The sequence below is a fragment of the Variovorax sp. 38R genome, assembly GCF_014843395.1.
Classification (GTDB): domain Bacteria; phylum Pseudomonadota; class Gammaproteobacteria; order Burkholderiales; family Burkholderiaceae_C; genus Variovorax; species Variovorax paradoxus_H.
The window spans coordinates 3,728,454-3,750,427 of the sequence record NZ_CP062121.1 but is presented as its reverse complement, the minus strand read 5'-3'; the positions used below and the strand labels follow the sequence as shown (position 1 = coordinate 3,750,427).

The 21,974-nt window shown below is 65.3% G+C and carries 23 protein-coding genes; 11 read left to right on the top strand and 12 right to left on the bottom strand.

The window, feature by feature from the left end; all coding sequences use genetic code 11:
* Position 1: 1 nt before the first annotated feature.
* The gene (locus IG196_RS17370) at positions 2-559 is read left to right on the top strand and encodes a TetR/AcrR family transcriptional regulator (protein ID WP_192192114.1); all 558 of its coding nucleotides are present in this window, start codon (positions 2-4) and stop codon (positions 557-559) included.
* 49 nt (positions 560-608) lie between these two features.
* Positions 609-1,826 carry an MFS transporter gene (locus IG196_RS17365; RefSeq protein ID WP_192192113.1) on the top strand — a complete coding sequence of 406 codons (1,218 nt, stop codon included), beginning with the start codon at positions 609-611 and terminating at the stop codon, positions 1,824-1,826.
* A gap of 569 nt (positions 1,827-2,395) precedes the next feature.
* On the opposite strand, the gene IG196_RS17360 is transcribed toward IG196_RS17365, so the two are convergent.
* Positions 2,396-2,647, bottom strand: a complete 252-nt coding sequence (locus IG196_RS17360; RefSeq protein ID WP_192192112.1) for a hypothetical protein — start codon at positions 2,645-2,647, stop codon at positions 2,396-2,398.
* Between the two features lie 541 nt (positions 2,648-3,188).
* Here IG196_RS17360 and IG196_RS17355 point away from each other — a divergent pair.
* The 5 genes from IG196_RS17355 to IG196_RS17335 all read left to right on the top strand — a co-directional run bounded on the left by IG196_RS17355 (position 3,189) and on the right by IG196_RS17335 (position 7,513).
* Positions 3,189-3,758: a thermostable hemolysin gene (locus tag IG196_RS17355; protein WP_225616698.1), complete on the top strand. Its 570-nt coding sequence runs from the start codon at positions 3,189-3,191 to the stop codon at positions 3,756-3,758.
* A complete protein-coding gene (locus tag IG196_RS17350) occupies positions 3,755-5,224 on the top strand; it encodes an AMP-binding protein (protein WP_192192111.1) in 1,470 nt (489 codons plus the stop codon). The genes IG196_RS17355 and IG196_RS17350 overlap by 4 nt, the downstream gene beginning before the upstream one ends.
* On the top strand, positions 5,221-5,919 hold the full coding sequence (locus IG196_RS17345) for a TenA family transcriptional regulator (protein WP_192192110.1): 699 nt from the start codon (positions 5,221-5,223) through the stop codon (positions 5,917-5,919). Before IG196_RS17350 ends, IG196_RS17345 begins: the two co-directional genes overlap by 4 nt.
* A complete protein-coding gene (locus tag IG196_RS17340) occupies positions 5,916-6,797 on the top strand; it encodes an SDR family oxidoreductase (RefSeq protein WP_192192109.1) in 882 nt (293 codons plus the stop codon). The genes IG196_RS17345 and IG196_RS17340 overlap by 4 nt, the downstream gene beginning before the upstream one ends.
* Before the next feature lie 89 nt (positions 6,798-6,886).
* Positions 6,887-7,513, top strand: a complete 627-nt coding sequence (locus tag IG196_RS17335) for a hypothetical protein (RefSeq protein WP_225617083.1) — start codon at positions 6,887-6,889, stop codon at positions 7,511-7,513.
* Positions 7,514-7,526: 13 nt separating this feature from the next.
* Here the strand turns inward: IG196_RS17335 and IG196_RS17330 are convergent, their stop codons facing one another.
* The 3 genes from IG196_RS17330 to IG196_RS17320 form a co-directional block, all read right to left on the bottom strand.
* A complete protein-coding gene (locus IG196_RS17330; RefSeq protein ID WP_192192108.1) occupies positions 7,527-8,882 on the bottom strand; it encodes an ATP-binding protein in 1,356 nt (451 codons plus the stop codon).
* On the bottom strand, positions 8,879-9,553 hold the full coding sequence (locus tag IG196_RS17325) for a response regulator (RefSeq protein WP_192192107.1): 675 nt from the start codon (positions 9,551-9,553) through the stop codon (positions 8,879-8,881). The genes IG196_RS17330 and IG196_RS17325 overlap by 4 nt, the downstream gene beginning before the upstream one ends.
* Positions 9,554-9,894: 341 nt before the next feature.
* Positions 9,895-10,185 carry a hypothetical protein gene (locus tag IG196_RS17320; protein WP_192192106.1) on the bottom strand — a complete coding sequence of 97 codons (291 nt, stop codon included), beginning with the start codon at positions 10,183-10,185 and terminating at the stop codon, positions 9,895-9,897.
* Between the two features lie 706 nt (positions 10,186-10,891).
* Between IG196_RS17320 and IG196_RS17315 the strand changes: the two genes are divergently transcribed.
* Positions 10,892-11,110: a hypothetical protein gene (locus tag IG196_RS17315; RefSeq protein ID WP_192192105.1), complete on the top strand. Its 219-nt coding sequence runs from the start codon at positions 10,892-10,894 to the stop codon at positions 11,108-11,110.
* A gap of 605 nt (positions 11,111-11,715) precedes the next feature.
* Here IG196_RS17315 and IG196_RS17310 read toward each other — a convergent pair.
* Both IG196_RS17310 and IG196_RS17305 read right to left on the bottom strand, forming a co-directional pair.
* Positions 11,716-12,159, bottom strand: coding sequence for a universal stress protein (locus tag IG196_RS17310; RefSeq protein WP_192192104.1), 444 nt, complete (start codon positions 12,157-12,159; stop codon positions 11,716-11,718).
* Between the two features lie 222 nt (positions 12,160-12,381).
* Positions 12,382-12,585: a DUF2892 domain-containing protein gene (locus IG196_RS17305; protein WP_192192103.1), complete on the bottom strand. Its 204-nt coding sequence runs from the start codon at positions 12,583-12,585 to the stop codon at positions 12,382-12,384.
* A gap of 195 nt (positions 12,586-12,780) precedes the next feature.
* Here IG196_RS17305 and IG196_RS17300 point away from each other — a divergent pair, with 195 nt between their 5' ends.
* Both IG196_RS17300 and IG196_RS17295 read left to right on the top strand, forming a co-directional pair.
* Complete coding sequence (locus tag IG196_RS17300) at positions 12,781-13,605, top strand: universal stress protein (RefSeq protein ID WP_192192102.1); 825 nt, start codon at positions 12,781-12,783, stop codon at positions 13,603-13,605.
* Between the two features lie 8 nt (positions 13,606-13,613).
* Positions 13,614-14,966 (top strand): MBL fold metallo-hydrolase, encoded by a 1,353-nt coding sequence (locus tag IG196_RS17295; protein WP_192192101.1) that lies wholly within the window; start codon positions 13,614-13,616, stop codon positions 14,964-14,966.
* A 28-nt stretch (positions 14,967-14,994) separates the two neighbouring features.
* Here the strand turns inward: IG196_RS17295 and IG196_RS17290 are convergent, their stop codons facing one another.
* From IG196_RS17290 to IG196_RS17275, 4 genes are all read right to left on the bottom strand, one after another.
* Positions 14,995-15,990: a zinc-dependent alcohol dehydrogenase family protein gene (locus IG196_RS17290; RefSeq protein WP_192197053.1), complete on the bottom strand. Its 996-nt coding sequence runs from the start codon at positions 15,988-15,990 to the stop codon at positions 14,995-14,997.
* A gap of 99 nt (positions 15,991-16,089) precedes the next feature.
* Positions 16,090-16,809 carry an acetoacetyl-CoA reductase gene (gene phbB, locus IG196_RS17285; protein ID WP_192192100.1) on the bottom strand — a complete coding sequence of 240 codons (720 nt, stop codon included), beginning with the start codon at positions 16,807-16,809 and terminating at the stop codon, positions 16,090-16,092.
* Between the two features lie 2 nt (positions 16,810-16,811).
* Complete coding sequence (locus IG196_RS17280; protein WP_192192099.1) at positions 16,812-17,465, bottom strand: BON domain-containing protein; 654 nt, start codon at positions 17,463-17,465, stop codon at positions 16,812-16,814.
* Positions 17,466-17,602: 137 nt separating this feature from the next.
* Complete coding sequence (locus IG196_RS17275) at positions 17,603-18,100, bottom strand: ornithine carbamoyltransferase (RefSeq protein ID WP_192192098.1); 498 nt, start codon at positions 18,098-18,100, stop codon at positions 17,603-17,605.
* A gap of 234 nt (positions 18,101-18,334) precedes the next feature.
* On the opposite strand from IG196_RS17275, the gene IG196_RS17270 reads away from it, so the two are divergent.
* A complete protein-coding gene (locus tag IG196_RS17270; RefSeq protein ID WP_192192097.1) occupies positions 18,335-19,102 on the top strand; it encodes a Crp/Fnr family transcriptional regulator in 768 nt (255 codons plus the stop codon).
* Positions 19,103-19,120: 18 nt separating this feature from the next.
* Here IG196_RS17270 and IG196_RS17265 read toward each other — a convergent pair whose 3' ends face one another.
* Positions 19,121-21,235, bottom strand: coding sequence for a PAS domain S-box protein (locus tag IG196_RS17265; protein ID WP_192192096.1), 2,115 nt, complete (start codon positions 21,233-21,235; stop codon positions 19,121-19,123).
* Positions 21,228-21,956 carry a winged helix-turn-helix domain-containing protein gene (locus IG196_RS17260; RefSeq protein WP_192192095.1) on the bottom strand — a complete coding sequence of 243 codons (729 nt, stop codon included), beginning with the start codon at positions 21,954-21,956 and terminating at the stop codon, positions 21,228-21,230. Before IG196_RS17260 ends, IG196_RS17265 begins: the two co-directional genes overlap by 8 nt.
* Positions 21,957-21,974 lie beyond the last annotated feature (18 nt).

Here is a 21,974-nt window from a genome sequence, read left to right as displayed (position 1 = left end):
CATGGACGAAGCGCTGGACAAAGCCGTACGCGTGTTCTGCGAGCGCGGTTATCACGCTACTTCCATCGCCGACCTGACCACTGCGATGGAACTCGCCTCGGGCAGCGTCTACAAGGCGTTTAAGGACAAGCGCGCGGTGTTCCTGGCCGCGTTTGATCGCTATAAGGCCGTGCGTGATGCTCAGCTTAGAGCCGCCATCGACAAAGGCCAAAACGGTCGCGAACAACTGCGACACGCCATAGATTTCTTTGCGGCGTCATCTCATGGTGCCGAAGGGCGGCGTGGATGCCTGGTGATCAGCGGTGCGGCCGAACTGGCTACCTTCGACACCGAAATCGCCCAGCGGGTGACCGGTTCACTGGAAAGAAGCGAAGCACTACTGGGTGGGTTGATACGCCAAGGACAAGCCGACGGCTCGATTGCCGCTTCGATCGATGACCAAACGACGGCGCGTCTGATGCTGTGTCTGCTCCAAGGTATGCGCGTAGTCGGCAAGGCCGGTCGTAGCAAGAAAGACATGCAAGCCGTGGCCGATGCCGCGTTGAAATTACTCGATTGATTTTTTTTGCCTATTTTGGACATTTCTATTCCCTTATTTGAGGACCCTGATGACTACTCCCGCATCCCTGACCGTTGGCGGTACTGAACACAAAGCAGTTTCGCCGTGGTTGGCATTGCTGCTGGCCGCCGCCTGCGGCCTGACGGCGGCTAACATCTACTATGCGCAGCCGCTGGCTGGGCCGATCAGTGCGGCGCTCGGGCTCTCTGCCGAAGCGACCGGTCTGATCGTGACCTTGACCCAGATTGGCTACGGCCTTGGCCTGCTGCTGATCGTGCCATTGGGCGATCTGGTCGAGAACCGTCGGTTGACGCTGATCCTGCTGGGCATTGCCGCGCTGGCGCTGGCCGGTGCCGGGTTGTCCAGTCATCCGCTCCCATTCCTGATTTCGGCTTTGTGCATTGGTGTGGGTACCGTAGCGGTGCAGGTGCTGGTGCCCTACGCCGCGCATCTGGCGCCGGAGGCGGTGCGCGGGCGCGTGGTGGGCAACGTGATGAGCGGCTTGATGCTGGGCATCATGTCGGCACGGCCGGTGTCGAGTTTCATTGCCCAGATCTCTTCATGGCATATGGTGTTCTTTATCTCGGCCGCGGCCATGCTGCTGCTAGCCGTGGTGTTGGCTTGGACGCTGCCGCCGCGCAAACCAGCTGGACAGCTGCGATATGGCGCGTTGCTGGCGTCCATGGTCCAGTTGGCCCGCACCACGCCCGTGTTGCGTAGACGCGCGCTCTATCACGCGGGCCTATTCGCTGCCTTCAGCCTGTTCTGGACAACGACGCCCCTGTTGCTGGCCGGCCCCGAGTTCCGGCTCTCGCAAGGCGGAATTGCCCTGTTCGCGCTGGCTGGTGTCGCCGGTGCCATTGCTGCGCCCATTGCCGGTCGGATGGCAGACCGAGGTTGGAGTCGTCCGGCCACGGGACTGGCCATGCTCGCAGTAGCGGTTAGTTTTCTGATGACTCACGTCGCGGCGCCGGGTTCAGCTTGGGCGCTGGGTCTGTTGGTCGCAGCCGCTATCGTGCTGGACTTCGGAGTAGCGGCCAACATGACATTGGGTCAGCGCGCCATCTTTGGGCTGGGCGCTGAGTTTCGCGCACGGCTCAATGGGCTGTACATGACTACCTTCTTTATCGGCGGTGCCATCGGCTCGGCGCTGGGTGGCTGGGCCTATGCGCAAGGGGGATGGGGACTGGCATCGTGGATCGGGTTCGCGCTACCTGTGCTGGCGCTGGGGTATTTCGCAACAGAGCGTCGAGGCCATCAGCCATAGGTTGGCACGTTACTGCGTCATGCATCGAGTCAAGAAAACCAGGGACGTGCACCCCGGTGATGAGGCGCTGCTCAAGCACGTTGTGCCGACTTCGAGGGCTTTGCGTACTTCAATTTCCCTTTCGTCAACGCCCCCAATATGGGCGCACGGTGGGTTCGACGCTGTGCTGGGTGGGTTTGTGGGTGCCACATGGGCTAAATCGGCATGCCTCGTGTTGGCTCTTGCTGGGTTCGTCGTGCAGGCATGGGTGATCTTCGGGTCGCGTGTAAGCGATTTGCAGCACCTACCAGCACCGGCGGGTTGAGCGCGATTGGTCTTCATGTCGCAAGCCAACTTATGCAATTAAGCTGCCAGAAAGCAAGGAAGCGGGCACTGGTGACCGGCAGGTAACGCTGCATAGCTGCCACTCAGCGTGTGGAAGTACGCGCCGACGACAGACCCCGTCGCGGGCGACGAAAGCGCCCATCGAAATCTTGGGCGTGGTGGTGCAGGAGCGGGTGGACGCTGGCCGTACACGGTGCTGGCGCCGCTGAGCGCGGTCGCGGTGCGCCACCAGCGGCGTGCGCCTTTCAGGCCTCCGAGTTGCGAATGAAGTCCTCCGGCACATCCGGTCCCCACGCATGCCGCGAATCTACCGGCGGAGAGTCGCCGGCGGGCACGGAATCGATGTCGGCGGAGTACTCGGCGAACGAACCCCACGGGTCGCGCATGTAGTTGACGTAGTTGGAGCCGAGCACGTGGCGGGCGGTGCCCAATCCTGCGTGGCGGACGGCCAGGCGCATCTGCTCGGCGCCCTGGCCGATGTCGTTGATGGCCTGCATGTCTCACGGGCTGTGGCGCCAGCCGCTTCGCGCTCTCTCTGCGTGGACACCGTCTTGTGCCATGGCTGGACTTGTGGGCCGAGATCACTGCGGCAGGTGCTCGTAGGCGTGAGTGCGCCTCGGCGCGCTGCGCGCAGGGACGGTTTTCGGCGATGGTCTATTGGCAAGTTGCGGTCCCGCACAACCCGCACCTTGGAGCCATACCGGTATGTCAGAGACGCAACGGAAGGGGGTGCTCAGACAACCTCGAACAATCCTTCAGTTCCATACCGCCATCTTGACTGGCGGTGATTGTCAGCCTCGCTCACTGGCATCTTGGCTTGTGCACGATTTTCAGCCTTCGCGTTCCCGACGTCAGGTCGGGGAAGCCTGCAAGTTCTTAATCTGGCGTTAAGCGGCGGCGCTGACCATCCACATCCTTGAGGCCGCCTGCATTCCGCGGGCAATCCGAGGAAAGTGCATGTTCATGTCATCCCCATCACGCGATAGCGCGGGCTCATCGCTCGCCGGTGCTCCCACAGCGCCCCCACTCGAACTTACGATGCACGGCATCGGTGATGCGCGCCGGGGTGAGGTGGAAGCACTTATCAGCGAAGTCTACGCGCGCCGCTACGGTGCGAAGGTGCCTCATTTCGCGCCGACGCTGGTGGGACTGCGCGAAAACGGCGAGCTGCTTGCCGCTGCCGGCTACAGGAGCGCCGCGCAGCAAACGCTGTTCCTCGAGCGCTATCTTCCCGCGCCGGTAGAAGTCATGCTCGCGGCGGGCGCCGATGCACGTCCGGCCCGCAGGCGCATCGTCGAGGTGGGCCATTTGGCCGCGAATTACGGCGGCGAAGGCCGACGCCTCATCCAGTTGCTTGGCCCGCACCTTGTCGCGGAAGGTTTTGACTGGGTGGTCGGTACGGTGACGAAAGAACTGCGGCCGATGCTGGTGCGCCTGGGCGTGGCGCCGTTGTCGCTGGGGGTGGCCGATCCTGGCTTGCTGGGCGAAGAGGCTGCACATTGGGGGAGCTACTACGAGCATCAACCCGTCGTCCTTGCCGCGCATCTGCGACGTGCGTTGCGAAGCTATATGGCGCGCCGCGCCGGCGTGCCGAAGGCCGACCAATGAGCGGGGGCATCGATTCCGCCGCCGTGGCACTGGACGAAGGCCGGCGTCGCTGGACCTTTGCCGAGATTGACCGCGAGACCGATCTGTTGGTGCAACGACTGCGCAGCCAAGGCTCTCGTGTCATTGCGACCCTGATGGACAACGCGCCGGCCTGGGTGGTCGCCGATCGCGCGGCATTGCACGCGGGACTGGTGCATGTACCGCTGCCCGCATTCTTCACGCCTGAGCAAGTCGCCCACGCGCTGGGCGCTGCAGGAGTGGACACCGTGCTAACGCTGCCTGCACTCGCCGCGCGCTGGCCGCAAGTGCCGGCCGCCGAAATCACGGTCGCCTCCCAGCCGCTGGTCATGCTGCACTTGCCCGCGCGTGCAGTGCTGATGCCGACCGCAACGACGAAGGTCACCTTCACTTCGGGGACCACCGGTTCGCCCAAGGGCGTGTGCCTTGCTGAAGCCGCGATGCTGCGGGTAGCACAGGCCCTGGTGCAGGCGATGGAGCCGTTGGACATCCGTCGTCATCTGTGCGCCTTGCCTTTTGCCGTGCTGCTCGAGAACATCGCCGGTGTCATGGCGCCGCTTCTGAGGGGGGCGACCTGCGTCACGCTGCCGCTGCAAAACCTTGGGCTGAGCGGTTCGTCGAGCTTCGATGCAGCTCGCTTCCATGAGACGGTGGTCGCGCAGCAGCCCAACAGCATCATCTTGCTGCCGCAGATGCTGCGCGCCTGGACGGGCTACCTGGCACACAGCGGCCAGCGTGCACCCGCCTCACTGCGGCTGGTTGCGGTCGGTGGCGCGGCGGTGGGGGTGAAGCTGATCCACAGCGCCCGCGCGCTTGGCATCCCAGCATACGAAGGCTACGGATTGTCTGAAGGCGCTTCGGTGCAGACGCTCAACCTGCCGGGGAGCGACCACCCCGGCACGGCTGGCCGCGCGCTGCCGCATGCGCAACTGCGCATCGCAGGCGACGGCGAGATCGAGGTGACCGGCAGCCTTTTCGGCGGCTATCTCGGTAGCGATGCTGTGGTGCCGATATGGTGGGCCACGGGCGACCTCGGCCACATCGATGACGACGGTTTTCTGCACATCGACGGACGCAAGAAGCACCTGCTCATCTCCACCTTCGGGCGCAATGTCTCGCCCGAGTGGGTGGAGACCGCGCTGCGCAGCGAAAGCTCGATCGTGCAGGCTGTGGTCTTCGGAGATGCCCAGCCTGCGTTGAGCGCCGTGCTCTGGTCGCTATGCCCCGATGCGAGCGACGCGGCCCTGCAGGCCGCGGTCGACACGGCCAATGCGGCGCTTCCCGACTACGCGCGCGTGCAGCGCTGGGTGCGCGCGCGTGCCCCGTTCTCGGTCGAGGCCGGCCTGGCCACTGTCAACGGGCGGCCCCGTCGGGCGGCCGTCCTGCAGCTTCACGCCGATGCCTTGGGCATGACGGCGACTTCATCCAACGATTCGGAGTTTCCATGAGCTTTCACACACGACTTCTTTCGCAGACCAACGATGCCCGAATGGGGCTGCTGGGTACGCCCATCATCCAGGGCTGCCTGCGCGGCGAGGTCTCGCTGCCCAGCTATCTGGCCTTTCTGCGCGAGGCCTACTACCACGTGCGCCACACGGTGCCGCTGCTGCATGCCTGCAAGGCGGCACTGCAGGAGCGCAATCTTTGGCTGCAAGGTCCGTTGGACGAGTACATCGAGGAAGAACAGGGCCACGACGAATGGATCCTCGACGACATCCGCGCCTGCGGCGGCGATGCAGATGCGGTGCGCAAGGGCTCGTCAGGGCATGCCACGGAGGTGATGGTGGCCTATGCCTACGACACCATCGCGCGGAGAAATCCGCTGGGTTTCTTCGGCATGGTGCATGTGCTGGAGGGCACGAGCGTCTCGCTCGCGCTGATGGCGGCCGACCAGATCCAGAAGCCGCTGCAATTGCCCGACGCCGCCTTCAGCTATCTGCGCTCCCATGGCACGCTCGACCAAGAGCACACGGCGCATTTTGCGCTGCTGATGGACCAGATCGAGGACCCACAGGATCAGAACGACATCGTTCACGCCGCGCGTGCCTTCTTCCGTCTCTATGGCGATGTGTTCCGCAGCCTGCCCTTGCCGAATGCGGACGCCCGAACCGGCGCGGCAACTGCTGCAGGAGCCACTGCATGAAGATCGAGGCCAGTCGCGTGCTGTTCACGGGGGCGGGCGGGGGCATCGGCGATGTCGCCGTCAGGATGCTGGTGAAGGCCGGCGCGTCGGTGATGCTCGTCGGCCGCTCGCCAGCGCGGCTTGCGGCCCAAGCCCGCGCCCTTGTGCGCGATTGCGGGGTTGAGCGCCAGCGCGTGGAGTGGTATGCCGCCGACCTTGCGCGTGTCTCCAGCCTCAGCGGCATCGCAGAGGTGGCGACGGGATGGGGCTGCAACGTACTGGTGCACAACGCGGGCGTGCCGGGCTTCGGGCGCATCGAATCCCTGGATGCCAACGAAATGGCGCAGGTACTGCATCTGAACCTTTTCGTGCCCATGTTGTTGACACAGACCCTGCTGCCACACCTGCGCCAATTGCCGCAGGCGCAGATCATCTTCATCGGCTCTGTGCTCGGGCGGCTCGGCCTGCCGGGCTTCAGCGTCTACAGCGCGAGCAAGTTCGGCCTGCGGGGCTTTGCCGAGTCGTTGCGCCGTGAGCTCGGCGACACCGGCATCCGCGTGCAGTACCTGGGCCCACGTAGCACGCGCACCGGCTTCAACAGTGGTGCGGTCGAAAGCTACAACCAGGCCACGGGCACGGCAATGGATGCGCCCGATGTCGCGGCTCGGGCGTTGCTGCGGATGCTCGAGAGCGGCAAAGCCGAGTGCTTCCTCGGATTTCCCGAAATGCTGGCCGTTCGCCTCAATGGCTTGGCCCCGACGCTGCTGGATGGCGCCTTTGCTAAGCACCGGCGCAGTCTGCCGCCTGTCGCCCAACCGGCACAACTCGCGCTGGACTGCGGCGACGAGCGCGAAGGCCCCACCACCGACTCTCATTCGCTCATGGACAACACCCTGTGAAATTCAAAGGAAGACAAATGACCTTGACCCTTACGCCTGCTTCGTCCAGCACGCTTCGCCCAGGCATGCGCCGCCGATGGCTGCTCGGCATGTTCACCGCCGCATCGATTGCCGCGCTGTCGCCGCAGATCGTGCGCGCTGCCGCCGTGGAAGATGCCGTCGCCGAGTTGCAGCACGACTGGGAAGTGATCCGCTACCAGACACCTGCGGCCGAGCGCGAGAGGCGCTTCGAGGCGCTTGCGGCGAAGGCCCGCAAGATCAGCGAAAGCCAGCCGGGGCGCGCCGAGCCGCTGGTGTGGGAAGGAATCATCGTCAGCTCGTGGGCGGGCGAGAAGGGCGGTCTGGGCGCGCTAGGCCTGGTGAAGCAGGCCAAGGCGCTTTACGAATCGGCCATTGCGATCAATGGCGACGCGCTCGATGGCTCGGCCTACAACAGCCTGGGCGTCCTCTACTACAAGGTGCCCGGTTGGCCCGTGGGCTTCGGCGACAAGGCCAAGGCGAAGGAGCTGCTGCACAAGGCGCTCGCGCTCAATCCCAAGGGCATCGATCCGAACTTCTTCTACGGCGAATACCTGGTCGAGGCCAAGCAGCCGGAGCAGGCTGTGGTGTACCTCGAACGCGCGATCCAGGCGCCTGCGCGCACCGGGCGCCAGGTCGCCGATGCGGGGCGGCGCGAGGAGGCCCGCGTGTTGCTGGAAAAAGCCAAGGCGAAGTAGGCCGCCGGGGTGTTCAGCGGTGCGCCGAGTCGAATTGCAGGACCACCTTGACACCCTTGCCGTCCGCTCCCGCGCCGAACACCACCTCCAGGCCATGCAGCTGGGCGATGCGACGCACGATCGAAATGCCCAGCCCACTGCCGAGTTCGGTCTGGCCATCCGGCCGGTAGAAACGCTCGCCCATGCGTGCCAGCTGCTCGGCAGGCAGGGGCGGACCTTCATTCTCGAGTTCTAGTTGCTCACGTCCGATGCGCAGCAGCACGCCGCTGCCGGCGGGTGCGTAGCGCACGGCGTTGTCCAGTAGATTGCGCAGCAGTACGGTGAGCAGATGCTCGTCGCCGAACAGGGGCATCGGATGCTGGCCGCGCAGCGGCCATTCGCACGCGAGTTCGATGTGCCTGCGTTCCGCGAGGGCGAGGCAGTCGCTCATGGCGTGTTCGACGATGGTGGGCCAGTCGATCTCGGTCTTCATCGCGGGCGTCACGCCTGATTCGACGCGAGAGAGAGACAGCATCTGTGTCACGAGCCGTGCCATCCGGTCCAGGCCGGTGCTCAGCTTCTGCTCGGCCTGCTCGCGTTCGGCCGCGCTGGTGGCGCCGCGCACGACGTCCCATTGGGCACGCAGCACGGCCAGCGGGGTGCGCAGCTCATGCGCAGCGTCGGCGGTGAAGCGGCGTTCGCGCACCAGAAGCTCCTCGATGCGAGCGAACAGGCCGTTCATCGCGCCCAGCAGGGGTTTGAGCTCGGCCGGCGCGCGCTCATCGGGCACCGGCTGGAGGTCGGAGGCATCGCGAGAGCGCAGCTCCTTGGTGAGCTGACGCATCGGCGAAAGCGCACGGCGCACCGCCCAAGCCATCACCGCGAGCAGGAACGGCAGCACCAGCAACCAGGGCACGACCTGCGTGACGGTCAGCCCGTACACGAGCTCGTCGCGTTCGTAGGCGTCCTGTCCGGCGGCAACCAGCCAATGGCCGTCTGAGGACTGCAGGTAGTACACACGCCAGATCCGGCCGCCGATTTCTTCCTCTACGAATCCGCTTGTCTGCGGAAGGTATTTCAGTGGCACACCCTCGCGGTCTGCAAGCATCAGTTGGCCTTGGGTGTTCCATACCGCCACGGCGAGATCGCGCACGTCCGCGTCGCCAGCGTCCTTGTCGCCCTCGCGCGGCTCGGGCGGCAGCACGGCGCTCGTGCCTGGGTAGGCCGGGCTCAGCGTGGACTGTACCTGGCGCGCGAGCCGGATCAGCTCGGTGTCGAACATCTCGTTGACCTCGTGGCGCGCCCGGCTGATCGAGAAGTAGAGCGCCACACCCCACACCAGGGGCGCGCAGACCAGCAGATAGAGAAGAAGTCGCCGCTGAAGGCTCATGGGCCGGTCTCGCCGGAGCCGATGGCGTAGCCCACGCCCCGCACGGTGCGCACGATGCTCGGATCGATCTTGCGGCGCAGATGGTGAATGTGCACCTCCAACGAGTTGCTCTCCGGCTCGGCGCCGCTCCAGTCGTAGAGCTTTTCCTGCAGGTATGCCTTGGACAGCACGCGTTGCGATTCGCCGAGCAGGGCTTCGAGCAGCGCGAGTTCGCGGCCAGTGAGGTCGACCTGCTGTCCCTTCCAGCGCACGAGCTTGTTGGCCGGGTCGTATTCGAGGGCGCCGTGCTGCCAGACCGCTTGCGCCTGCCCCGCAGTGCGGCGCACCAGCGCGCGCAAGCGCGCTGCGAGTTCGTCGATGGTGATGGGTTTGACCAGGTAGTCGTCAGCACCCGCGTCGAGGCCTTCGATACGCTGATCAACGCCGTCGCGGGCAGTCAGCACGAGCAGCGGGCATCTCAAGCCACGTTCTCGCCAGCGGCGCAGCCAGACCATCCCGTCGCCGCCGGGCAGGCCGAGGTCGAGCACGACCGCGTCGAACGGCGCGGTCGCCAGGGCGGCATCCGCTTTGGCGCCGTCTCCGAACCAGTCGACCGCGTGGCCGAGTTGCCGCAGGCCCGCGGCCAATGCATCGCCGAGCAAGGTGTCGTCTTCAACGATCAGGAGGCGCATGAGACGGTCAGCTCTGAATTTGGAGGGGTGAGGCCCAAGGGTTGTCGCCATTATGCGGACGGTGCGGACCAGGCGGCGGTGCCGTACACAGATCCGGCTGCAGTCGTGGCACCAATGCCTTGCGCATTGCCCAACCCGCCGCGATCGCGCCGAGCAGGCACCGGAGGAAGTTGGACAGCCCGGTAGCGCAGGGCGCTGGGTAGAGGCCGCTCATGCCGCAGCAGCAGCCAAGGCCCGTGGAGTGTCCGCCGCAACACTTGCCACCGATTGCCCGCGCACTGCGGCGCGCAGCCAAGCGATGCGAGCAATACGGTGAGCTTGGTGGTGACGCCATGGCCCTTTCATCGGGCGACGTCCGGGCGGGCCGGGCGCGTGGTCACGTTCTTCGGCGGCGTCTGCAGGCCTGGTAGATACAGAACTGTCGGCAAGGCCGAGCGTTCGAAGTCGAACCTGTTGTCATCGAAGGCCTTGTAGAAGGCACATTCGATGACCACGGCCCCCAACGCGATGGTCAGCATGACCGCGACGACGCAGAAATTGCTGATGCTGAACGCGCGTTCGCACTTCTTTTCCGAGTCGCAGGGTTGGGGCTCGACGCAAGCGTTGTTCCTCGGAGCATCCGGACGTTGCATGAATGACCTCTGTGATGAATCTGTGTCGAGGCCGGCTATTGCCGCAACGATCGCCATGATTCCCTTGTCACATTTGTTTTTGCTTAAGAACGGTGGGCAGGGATGGGTGGCCGCTTTCCGGTTGCTCCCCCGAACGGGATATCTCATCGCCAGGCCGGGGGAGCCGATCGCCGGCTTCGGCGTGTCCTGGGGCGCCCGCACCAGCACACAGGCGGCGACCAGCCTTTGTACAAAATCGGCTTGAATGGGGCGACCCCATCGACGGGGCCTGTTCTGCAAAGGCCGTATCGGGCCTTCATCTGATTTATGCCCTGCATCATTCATTTCTAAAGTAATTCACATCGGCATCGAATACCGCACACCTCGACGCGTCGTGTGCGTGTGATCGGTATCGAACGAGTGGCCCCCGAGGCCATCGTGCCAGCGCTGACAGCGGGCGCGCAGAAGAACAGGCGAAAGGCAGCACCGGTTCGACGAGCACGCAGAGGTAAGGTGTTGGGTTCACCACTGGTGGACGGCGAGGCGCCGATGCAGCCCCGCGTGCTGTCGCATGCCCCGAGCGGGGACCGTCGCCAGGCCGTGTCGACAAGCGAAAGATCGGCGCGGCTTCCGGGAGGAAATCTGCTTGGTTTTTTGGGGGAATTTTCCGGGTCGCTGGCAGTCGTTCGGCCTAAACTTTCTCGGTTGGAAAAAGAAAGAGAACGCCATGCCGATGGACTTCCTGCGGCGGATTGAAAAGGAGCAGCTCCCCTTGACGGTGACCGATCCGCTAGGCATCCGCAATGTGGCGGTGCTCACTTCGGCCGGCCTCGTTGAGGCGATCCTTCCGCAAGAGAGCGAGGCCTTCGATCTGCCGGGGGTCGTGTTGCGCATCACACCGTCGGGCCGCGTCGAACTTCAACGAATACGCGACAAGTCTGCTTGAGCTGTCTGCGGCAATAGCTCTCCTTTGCTGTATTGCCCTGCGCACCGTACAGCGGCGGCGGGCTAGCACTCATCGCGATGGGGGCGCACAGCGCGCGCGGGATCACCCCCATCGCTCGGCGTTTGGAGGAAAGTGCTGCGCTGCTCCAGATACGGTTGAGCAGGGGCGGGACTGGAGAGGCCATCGCCAACCCGACGGTATGGGTGGACTTGCCCACGATCACCTCGCGAGGAAGGTTGGGCCAATGTTGGGAGACATCGCAGGGGTGCTGTGCCGGGAGCGGGCGGACAGGGCGACGGGCAGGCTGAATCTGCCGCTGCGCCCGCCGCCAGCAAGTGCATCGAATTGACTGTCACTGGCGCATGCGTGCCCTGTGCGTTGCACTGTCGAGATTCGGCCTTTCGAACTCAAAGAACGCGTGAGTCCGCGCACGCGATGTGCTGCGGGTCACATTTGGGAGCAACGAGGTAAAAGATGCGGGCAGACCATGGCACGCCACAGGCCGCCAATCGCACCCTGCGCCAGCGCTTTCACTTCGACTCGAAACTTGTGCCGCCCAAGCCTGCTCATCGGCCAGGAGGCGATCGTTGCAAATCGGGGTGGTTCTATCGAAGCACCAGGACAGGCAATGTGGAGTGCGCAAGCACGTGCTGTGTCTCGCTTCCCAGGAGGATGCGCTTGATGCCTTTTCGCCCGTGCGAGGCCATCACGATCAAGTCATTCTTGTGCTTCCTCGCGGCGGTGAGGATCGACTCGCCGACGAGATCCGAGTTGACCGTGATCGTTCGGGCGCGTACGCCGCTCTTCCCGGCGAGCGCGCTGACCTTTTCGAGCATTGCTTGCGCATTGTCGGCCCATTGCTTTTCCACGCGACCGATCTCTTCGGCGGAGAAGCGCACGGAGCCTTCAAAGTAGCTTCGAGGGTAGCGAGGCACAACGTTGAGTGCCACCAGATCGGCGTCGTGGTCCGCTGCAAGTGCAATCGCAGCTGCGACCGCCTTCTGAGAGAGTGCGGAGCCATCGGTCGCAACCAGGATGCGCTTGAACATGAGAAAGTCTCCGGTATGTGTCGTGTGAGTTCGGTGGGAAATCTTCGGAAGATCGATGAGAGCCAATGACCGGGCTCTTAATCCAGCGTGATCAAGGAGATGAACGCCCGGAAGCCGAACCACAACGCGATGGCGCACAGTGCGACGCACAGCGCCAGGAACCACCATGCACCGGCAGACATGCGTTTTTGTGTGCTGGGACGACGCGAGTGCATCCTGAATTCAGTGTGTGCGAGGAGCACAGGTACTGAACCCCAGAAGGGAATACGCCGGGCAGTTGCCAAACACGCCGGTCACCAGAGGGACCACGCCAAGATATCCCCAGGCGCCGATGGATTCCATCGCAGCCAAGGCGATCAACAGCACGCCTGCGCTTATGCGCACTGCGCGATCGAGGGTTCCGACATTGCGTGAGAAGAAGGACATTGGACGCTCCATGACCGTGGATTGAGTCGGGGATCATCCTGCGCGCCCGACCAGGCCTGGACCTTGAGAAAAATCAAGATCCCTGCGGCGGCGGCTCCTTGCTCCAAATGGCCGCCGGTTGATACAGCGCAAGGCCGTGTCAAGGATGAAGACCTAAGGTTGCGCCATCGCATTCGCCAGTCGCAAGGAGCGCTCATGCAGACCCCCAAATCCATCCTGCTTCACCTTGACAGTTCAGCCCGAACTGCCCAGCGGATCCAACTGGCTCGCGAGCTCGCGCAGACCTTCGATGCCCAGGTCACGGCCCAGCCGTGCGCATTGTCGGCGCTGATGCTTTACCCATTCGCCATCGAGGCTGCGGCCGAGGTGGTTGCGGTCATGCAAGAGGTCGACAAGACGGCGCGCGACAGGATGTATCAGGTCTTCATGACCCACAGTGCTGGGTCGACGCGCCTTCACTGGGCGGAGCGCGAACCCGACGGCCCCTGGGCATTTTCCAGGAGCGCACTCTATGCCGATCTGCTGATCCTGGGTCAGCGTGACAGGGACGACCCGATGGATGGGGAGCTGCCCGGCGATTTCCTGCCCAGCGTGCTGGTGCAAAGCGGCCGGCCGGCGCTCGTGCTGCCCTACGCGGGCCCGATTGGACCGATTGGGCGCAACGTGCTGCTGGCGTGGAAGGAAACGCGCGAGTCAGCGCGCGCCGTGACTGCCGCGCTGCCGTGGCTGTGCAAGGCTGCCAGCGTGCATGCGGTGGCCTATGGCGAGGACGCGCAGGCATCGTTGCAGCGTCTGCAAGACTACCTGCGGATGCAGGGGATTCAGAACACCACGCTGCACCCCGGTGGGGATGAGGCAGACGACGTGGGCAACAAGCTGTTGTCCTTGGCCGCAGACCTCGGTTCGGACCTGCTGGTGATGGGCTGCTATGGTCACAGCCGGGCGCGCGAATGGGTGATGGGCGGTGCCACGCTGTCGATCCTCCAGGCGATGACACTGCCCGTGCTCATGTCGCATTGAGGCCGTCCATGCGCATCGATTTTCTCGGCGGCACGGGCACCGTCACCGGCTCGAAGTACCTGCTCACGCATGAGGGCCGGCGACTGCTGGTCGACTGCGGACTGTTCCAGGGGCTCAAGCAACTGCGCCTGCGCAATTGGGATGCGCTGCCGGTCGATACCGTGGACATCGATGCCGTGCTGTTGACGCACGCGCACATGGATCACAGCGGCTTTGTGCCGCGGCTGGTGCAGCAGGGCTTCAAGGGAAAGGTGTACTGCACCTCGGCCACCCGCGAGCTTTGCGAACTGCTGCTGCCCGACTCGGGTCGTCTGCAGGAAGAGGACGCCGACTTTGCCAACCGCCATGGCCACTCGAAGCACAAGCCCGCATTGGCGCTGTACACCGAGCAGGATGCACGTGCGGCCCTCAAGCGCTTCGAGGTCGTTCCGTTCGGCCAGGAGTGCGCCCCGTGGCCCGGTTGGTCGTGGCAACTGCATCGGGCGGGCCACATCTTGGGCGCTGCCAGCGTGCGTGTCGGCTGGGAAGGCTCAAGCATCCTGTTCTCGGGTGACCTGGGGCGCAGTGATGACCTTCTGATGCGCCCACCAGAGGTTGCCCAGGCGGCCGACTACGTGGTGGTGGAATCGACTTACGGCAATCGCAGGCATCCGGCGTCGGACACGCTCACCGAGCTGGCGGGCGTGATCAATCGCACGGCCGCGCGCGGCGGCATTGTGGTGATCCCGGCCTTCGCCGTGGGGCGTGCCCAGACGCTGTTGCATGCCATCCAATTGCTCAAGAATGCGCGACGCATTCCCGATATGCGGGTGTATCTGAACAGCCCTATGGCGGCCGATGCCACGCGCATCTACCGCAAGCACCTGGACGAACACCGATTGAGTGCCGAGCAGTGTGCCGAGATGCAGGGGCAGACCATCATCGTCAATACGATCGAAGAATCCCGGCGGCTGAATACGCTGGCCTATCCGTCGATCATCGTGTCGGCCAGCGGCATGGCCACCGGGGGACGCGTGCTGCATCACCTGAAAGCCTACGCGCCTGACGCCAGGAACACCATCCTGTTCGCGGGTTATCAGGCTGCGGGCACGCGCGGGGCGGCTATGGTCGCCGGCGTCGATGCGATCAAGATCCACGGCGCCTACGTGCCGGTGCGCGCGGAGGTGGCGAACCTTGAGACCCTGTCGGCCCACGCCGACCACGACGAGTTGCTGACCTGGCTCGACGCCCAGCGCGCGCCGCGCCGGGTGTTCGTGACCCATGGGGAGCCGGTGGCGGCCGATGCGTTGCGCCTGGCCATAGAGGAGCGCCATGGCTGGCCGTGCACCGTACCCGACTACCGCGAATCGCGCGAACTCTGAAGCCTGGCGGGCCTGGTGCGCGGGCTTGTCAGGGCACCAGCACCGCGGCGCCCTCGATGCGACCCGCGCGCAGGTCGGCGAGCGCCTCGTTGGCCTGGATGAGTGGGTACGTCTTGACGTGTACCTGCAGCGGATGCGTCGATGCGAAGTAAAGAAACTCCTTCGCATCGGCGCGCGTGAGGTTGGCCACCGAAACCACGCTGCGTTCCTGCCACAGCAGGCGGTAGGGAAAAGCCGGGATGTCGCTCATGTGGATGCCGCCGCACACCACGCGGGCGCCCTTGCGAACGACGCGTAACGCGGCAGGCACCAACTCGCCCACGGGTGCAAAGAGGATGGCCGCGTCCAGCAGCACGGGCGGGCGCTCGTGCGAGCCGCCGGCCCAGGTGGCGCCCAGGTTGCGTGCGAAGGCCTGCTCGGCGAGGTCGCCGGGGCGAGTGAACGCGAAGACTTCACGCCCTTGCGCGAGGGCGACTTGCGCCATCAGATGCGCGGCTGCGCCGAAACCGTACAGGCCCAGGCGGCGCGCGTCGTCACCGGCCGCCTTCAGGCTGCGCCAGCCGATCAGGCCCGCGCACAACAGCGGCGCCATGCGCGCGGCGTCTGCATCGGCATGGAGCAGGGCCAGCGGCAGGCAGAACGCGGCCTCGGCGATCACATGGCTGGCGAAGCCGCCATCACGGTGGTAGCCGGTGAAGCGTGGTGCATCGCACAGGTTTTCCCGACCCTCCAGGCAGAAGTTGCAGCAGCCGCAGCTGTGGCCCAGCCAGGGGACGCCGACGCGCTCGCCGATGCGATGGCCCGTCACCCCTGCACCGATCGCCTCCACCACGCCCACGATCTCGTGTCCCGGCACGATCGGCAACAGGGGCAGCGGTAGTTCGCCGTCGACGATGTGCAGGTCGGTGCGGCAGATTGCGCAGGCCAGTACGCGCAGGCGCAACTCGCCTGGACCGGGCTGCGGGATGTTGCGTCGCTCCAGTTCCAGCGGCAGCAAAGCGGCATTGAGCACCATGGCGCGCATGGAGGGCGCGCTTCGGGCGTGAGGATCGAAGGTGGCGTAGGGCGCGGGGATCGCAGGCATGTCAGGACTCTTAGAAGAGGAGGCCCGAGCGTCGCCGCATCAGGCCATGTACTTGCCGCCGTTGATTGACAGCGTGATGCCGTTGATGAATGCGGATTCGTCAGCGACCAGGAACAGCACACCGCGCGCGATCTCGGCTGGCGTGGCCAGTCGTCCGGCCGGAATGGCTGCCAGGATGCGCGCCATCGCTTCCGGTGGCACGGCGTCCACCATGGCGGTGTCGGTGTAGCCCGGCGCCACCACGTTGGCCGTGATGTTGCGCGAGGCGCCCTCGAGCGCCAGCGCCTTGGTGAGGCCGATCAGCCCGGCCTTCGTCGCCGCGTAGTTCGTCTGACCAGCCTGACCGGACAAGCCGTTGACCGAGCCCATGTTCACGATGCGACCGAAACGCCGCTCGCGCATGCCGCCGATGGTGGCGCGGCACATGTTGAAGCAGCCGCCCAGGTTCACGTCCAGCACTTCGCGCCATTGTTCGGCGCTCATTCGGTGCAGCATCGCGTCGCGCGTGATGCCGGCGTTGTTGACCAACACCTCCACGGGGCCGAGCGCGGCTTCCACGCTTGCGACGCCTGCCTGACACGCGCCGTAGTCCGCCACGTTCCAGCGGAAGGTCGGGATGCCGGTGCGCGCGGTGAAGGATTGCGCGACCTCGGGGCGGCCGGCGAAGTTCGCCGCCACACGATAGCCTGCGGCGAGCAGGGCTTCGGCCGTGGCGGCCCCGATGCCGCTGCTGCCGCCGGTGACCAGCGCGACGCGCATGCTCAGGCGTCAACGAGCAGGTCGTTCACCACCACCGAGACGCCCGGTGTGGCCCATGCTGCGCCTTGCACCGCATCGCGCTCGGTCCAGGAATGGACCGTGCCGCGCAGCGTGACTTGCGAGCCGTCGACCGTGATGGCGAGCCGGTTGGCTTCGCGCTCGGCTTGGCGCGCCAGCGCTTCGTGGATCTTCTTTTCGACGTCGGCGGGGGTTACTTTCGGCTTGACCTTCACCAGGTTGGACACGCCGGTCACGCCCATCAGGTCGCGCACCGCGCCTTCGGCGGCGGTGCGCTGGTATTCCCACTCGACTTCACCGTTCAGCGTGAGCCAGCCTTTCTCCACCATCGGGCGGATCTTGTCGTCGGGCACGAGCACGCTCCATTGGAGCGCGCGTTCGGCCGCAAGGGCGATGTCGGCATCTGTGCGTTGGTTGTCGAACGGCAGCTTCACGGTGAGCTCGATGGCCAGCGCCTTGACGCCATGCACGCGCTGCACGGCGCGCTCGACGGCGTACTTCTCGGCGTGGCTGGCGAGATGGCCCGTGAGGGTGACCACGCCGTCCTTGACGATCACGCCGATATCGGAAGTCTTGACGTCGGGCGCCCAGTTCAGTTCGGCCTGGATGTCGTTGCGCAATTGGGTATCGGTCTTCATGGGAGATTCCTTGCAGTGAATGAATGGAAGGCGGTCGTCGCATGAAAACCGTGGCGACCGTGGCATTCACTGTAGGAACCGCGCGCTACGGCGCATTGCGCTGGATCAAGTGCGCGCGTGCCAGGCATCCCGAGGACTCAGGCGATGGCGTCCAGCAGAAGCGCCTGAAGCACGAAGCGCCGGTTGTCGGCCAGTACGGTTGTGTCGCCGAGCAGTTCGGCCAGACGGTGCGTCGGGTGATCTTTCGTGGCGGCACCGTCGAAGACCGGGATTCCGGCGTGCTGGCCGATACGCTGCACGAGCTCGGGGTCCAGACCCTGGCATTCCACGGCCTCGTAGAGACGACCGAGCATGCGGGCGGTGTCCTGCACTTCCTGCGGCGCGCTTAACAGCGAGAGGCCCGGGCGCATGACAGCCACGCGCGCGCCCAGTGCCTCGGCGGCGCTGCGAAACAGCGCTTGCGCGTCGTCGGGCGGCGTGTCGCACAACAGTCCCAGGTTCTTACCGCGCAGCAACTTCGGTGTGCTCCCATCCAGTGCGGCGCGCTGGAGCAGCCGCGCACGACCCAGCAGGCTCGTCACTTTCAGCGGCGAGAGCAGCGATGCGGCCTCGAAGGTGTTGTCGGAAAGAGGCATGGGAATTGTCGATGTGTGACCTGACAAGGCTAAGGCGCCCTCTGGTCCCGGACTTGAGGAAAGTCAAAGCACAGGGCAGACAGGTGTGATTTGCTGCACGCCGCATGCCGTTGATACACGTCGGACACACGGCATTCACCGAGCGTTGCTGACCGGTTTCCGCCGTTGTCATTGCGTTGCCGAGGGCTCCCTAGCATCCACCCATCGGCACGCGACAACCCCCAAGGAATCCAGATGCTCCCTACCGTCAACCCCTCGAAAAGCGCACCGGTTCCGACCGGATTGGCATGGCCCGCCATCGGCCGGGAGTGCGCGGGTCGGCACGCCGCCGATACATTGAGGCTACTGTGCGAACAGCTCAATCCGCAGCGCCGTGTGGTGCACAGGGGTGACACGGTCTACCAGGCGGGCGAGCGCTTCGGCAACCTCTACATCCTGAATTCGGGTTTCTTCAAGATCGTCAACCTCTCGGCCGACGGCCGCGAGCAGGTGGTGGGCCTGAAATTTCGCGGTGACTGGCTCGGTTTCGACGGCATTGCGGGCGCGCGCTATTCGTGCGACGCCGTGGCCATGGATACCGGCGAGATCTGGGTGGTGGCATATGAGGCGTTGCTGGCGGCCAGCGCCACATGCCCTGATCTGCTGCAACTGCTGCATTGCGCCATGAGCCGCGAGATCGCGCACGACCGGGACTCGCTGATGTCCGTGTGCACGTTGCCGGCCGATGCGCGCGTGGCCGACTTCTTGCACCATTGGGCCGAATCTCTGGCCGAGCGCGGCATGCGCACCGACGAGATCACGCTGCGCATGACGCGCGCCGAGATCGGTAACTATCTGGGTATGACGCTCGAGAGTGTGAGTCGGGCGCTCTCGCGGCTGGCGCGCGACAACGTTATCGGCTTCGCCGCCAAGGGGCGCCGCGATGTGCAGATCCCGGACGTGAGTGCGTTATCGGCGTTCGTGCAGCGCTGTCTGGCGCCGGCGCCCGCGATGCTCCAGTAGAGGGGGTCGGTCGCCCGTTCAGGCATTGCCGGCAAGAACCTTCGCCATGGCTTGCGCCAGTTCCGCGCGCGAGTAAGGCTTGCGCAGCAACTCCCAGCTTTGCGGCACCTCGCGGTCGGCATCGAGCAACTCCGAGGAGAACCCCGACATCAGCAGTACTGCCACGTGCGGAAACCGCTGCTGCACCTGGGCGGCCAACCGCGTGCCGCGCATGCCGGGGCCGAGGGCGATGTCGCTCAGCAACAGGTCGAAAGGCCCGAAGCCCGCATCCAGGGCCGACAACGCCTGCTCGGCTGTGGCGGCAGTGACCACATCGCAGCCCAGCGTGGTCAGGAAAGTCTCGACCACTTTGCAGACTTCCATGTCGTCCTCGACCAGCATCACGCGCAACCCTGGCGGGATCGCTTCGTCGGCACGGGCTTCCAGGGCGGGCGGCGGGGCCGCTTCCTCCTGCTGCGGCAGATAGAGCGTCACCGTGGTGCCCAGCCCCATCCTGCTGTCGATCGCCACTGCGCCCCGGGACTGATTGACGAAGCCGTACACCGTGCTCAAGCCCAGTCCGGTGCCGCGACCGACCTGCTTGGTTGTGAAGAAGGGCTCGAAGGCGCGCTCCTTTACGTCCTCGGACATGCCTGTGCCGCTGTCGGCGATGGAGATTGCGACGAAGCGCGCAGCGGCATCGCTGTCCGGGTCGCTGCGCTGGCTGCGTAGGGCCAGGGGCAAGGCGCCGCATAACTCGACGCGAAAGACGAGCGTGCCGCCTTCCGGCATGGCGTCGCGTGCATTGATCGCGATGTTGAGCAAGGCGGATTCCAGTTGCCCCGGGTCTGCCACCACTGGCGGACAGCCGGGCGCCGCGTCGATCTCAATGCGGATGCGTTGATCCATTGTGCGTCGCAACATGTCGGCCAGCGAGTGCAGCAGCGCATGCGTGTCGACGGCGATCGGTTGCAGCATCTGTCGGCGCGAAAATGCCAGCAGCTTTCCGGTGAGTTCAGCGCCGCGCCGCGTGGCGCGTGTGGCGGCCCCCATCAGCTGCTGCGCATGGCTATCTTGCGCCAGCGCGGGCATCTCCTGCAGGACCTGGAGGTTGCCCTGGATGACCGTCAGCAGGTTGTTGAAATCGTGTGCGATGCCGCCCGTCAACTGGCCGACGCTTTCGAGGCGCTGGGCATGGCTGAGCGCCTCCTCGGTCTGCACGCGCTGCAAGCTGGTCGCAAGCAGGCTCGACAGCGATTCGAGAAAGCGCACTTCCTCGTCGCCAAAGCGCTTGGATTCCTTCGATCGCACCGACAGCATGCCGATGACGCGCCCCAGGTCTGACAGCGGCACGGCCAGTGCGCTGACCAGGCCCGAGTCGAGATAGGCCTGGGGCACGGAAAAACGGTGCTCGCTGCGATAGTCCGGTACCACCACTGGTCGGCCCTGGGAGAGCACGAAACCCGGCGGGGTGTCGGGACGGTTGGCGATGCGTGCGCCAATCTCCTCGCCCGCGACCAGGCCAACGCCGCTGGCCACGCGGAACTCGAGGCGGCTGCTGTCGAGCAGCCATACCATCGCGACTTCGACCTGCAAGGCCGTGGTGATGATCTCCGGCACGTGCTCGAGCACCACCTGCAGGTCGCGCGTGTCGACCGCCAGGCGCCCCAGCTGGGCCAGGTGCTCGCTGTAGCGAGCGCGCTGCAGCGCCTGCTTCACGCGCGGGTAGGCGCCGATGTCGCGGATGGCGGCCACGACGAAGGGCAGTCCGTGGTTTTGCAGCGGGCTGAGCGCGATCTCGACCATGACCTCGCTGCCGTCCTTGCGCTTGGCCACCAGCTCCATCTGCGTGCCCATCGGGCGAGGGCGGGGTGCGTGGCCATAGGCCTCGCGATAGGAGGCATGGCGTGGACGGATGCTGTCGGGCACCAGCACGTCGACATTCAGACCCACCAGCTCGTCCTGTGCATAGCCCAGCAGCATGGCTGCCGAAGGGTTGGCGAGCATGATGCTGCCGGACTGATCCACCAGCAGCAGCGAATCGGGGTAGGCGATGAAGAGCGAGCGGAACACGCTGCCTTCGTCGATGCCCGATGGCAATCCCGCAATGGGTGCCTCGGGCAGGAAGGGCAGGTTGTTCGCCGCGTCAGCCATGGGAAACCGGCGGGATCAGGATGTAGCCCGCGCCACGCACCGATTTGATGAGCTGTGGATCGTCCGCATCCGTCTCGATCTTCTTGCGTAGCCGGCCGACCTGCACGTCGATTGTGCGATCGAAGGGCGCGGCTTCGCGTCCGCGTGTCTGTTCGAGCAGGAAGTCGCGGGATAGCACGCGGCCGGGATGCCGGGCAAAAGCTTGCAGCAGATCGAACTCGCCGCCGGTCAGCGGCACGAGTTCGCCCTGCGGGCTCCTGAGGCTGCGCGTGGCGCTGTCGAGTTGCCAGCCGGCGAAGCGCAGCCTGTCGACAGCGGCTGGCGCGGGCGCCGGGGAGGTCGGTGTATCGGGCGTGAGCCGGCGCAGTACCGCCTTCACGCGCGCCACCAGCTCGCGAAGGTCGAAAGGCTTGGTCACGTAGTCGTCGGCACCCACCTCGAGGCCCACCACCTTGTCCACCGCATCAGCCCGGCCGGTGACGATGACAAGGCCGCAGTGCCAACTCTCGCGGATGCGGCGCGCGATGGAGAAGCCGTCCTCTCCCGGCAGGCCGAGATCGAGCAGGACAAGGTCTGGCGGATCGGTGTCCATCAGCGTCATCAGGCTTGGGCCGTCATGAAGCTGGGTGACGCGCAAACCGTGGCCCTGCAGGTAGTTGGCCAGCAGCAGCGTGATGTCGCTCTCGTCGTCGAGCGCCGCAATATGGGGGGTGGGTTTCATGCGCCGGCAAGGAAATAG